Origin of the sequence: Staphylococcus cohnii subsp. cohnii (assembly GCF_002902365.1) — a bacterium.
GTDB classification, from domain to species: domain Bacteria; phylum Bacillota; class Bacilli; order Staphylococcales; family Staphylococcaceae; genus Staphylococcus; species Staphylococcus cohnii.
The window spans coordinates 1-1311 of record NZ_PPQC01000032.1; the positions used below are offsets into that span (position 1 = coordinate 1).

The 1311-nt window shown below is 29.7% G+C and carries 1 protein-coding gene; it reads right to left on the reverse strand.

From position 1 onward, the window contains the following. The coding region (locus tag CD032_RS05745; RefSeq protein WP_103211260.1) for a protein rep at positions 1 to 983 on the reverse strand (983 nt) is incomplete at its 3' end. Positions 984 to 1311: the final 328 nt, after the last annotated feature.

Genomic DNA, 1311 nt, shown 5'->3' on the forward strand with positions numbered 1-1311 from the left:
TAATAATTTTGTTTTTCAAAATTCCAAATTGCCGTAATTGAATGTGCTTTTTCTTCTTCGTCTGTTGTTTTATCTTCGTCACTTGTATTAATCAAATTGCCATCTTCGGCATCATCTAAATTTAAAATCTTATGTTTTTGTTTAAGCAAACCACCATAACTCAACATACGTTTTCGATATAAACCTTTTTCTAAATCATTCACGATTTCTTGATTTCTTTCATCATCATCAGTTAAAAAATCAGATGACTTAACCGAATATTTAGAGGTTTCTTTGATAGCTGCTTGAATATCTTTATCGCCTTTTTGATTTGGTTTGATCGCTTTAATATTTGCTACGGGTCGATAATTTACTTGTAATGCTTTTTGCCATAAATTAACCCATTCTTCTTGAGTTATATAATTAGCTTTATTCTTAAAATAACTATTTTCAACACATAATAAAACATGCATATGTTGATTATAACTACCATCATTTTTATTAACTGTTACTTCCGTTGAACGCAAAAACCCAACAAGATTTTGCTTCACTTTTTTATATCTACTTAACCTATCAAATGCTTTCGTTAAATGTTTCAAACTTTGTTCTAAAGTATCCCCATCTATCGCATTTTTCGTTGAAAGTGTTAAAAATAACCAACGCGCTTTTGGTTTTTCTTTAACAACTTCTTCAATCACTTTTTGAGCTTGATAACTATTTTTCATAGCACGCCTCCAATTACAAACTGGGCAGAGTTTCGACTTACAAAACCATGTCTTATGTAACTTCAAATAACCTTCATCAGTCGGCTTGAACTCTAAGACGTTACCACATTGTTTTACATTAAAAGCCTTTTTTATTTTTAAAATTTCCAGTATATCTGCATAACTTACATTATCTATCTTCTTTTCTCTCCATGGGCGTTGTTTCCCACTTTTCGTCATATCTTTAAGTGTTTCGTTATCTTGATTTTCGTCTATACATCTAGTAGTATTATATTGCATATAAAGAGACCTCCAGTAGTTGTTTATTGAGTAGACGCTTTAATCATACTACTGGGGTTTTTTTATGTCAAAAATTCCTTTCAACAAGAAAAATAGCTATAATCCCTTACATACCAAGGATTACAGCTATAATTTTAAAATCGAGTTATTTCTATATAGTATCAAGACAAGAAGAAACTCGTTTTCAACTCGTTTCAAAAACCTTTCAAAAACCATCAATCCACAAAAATACCACGCGAATGACACTCAAAATACAAGACTACAATTAAAAAATACTTAGAATAAAATTAAATAAAATACGAAAATTAAAAGGAGTTAAAAATGCCTT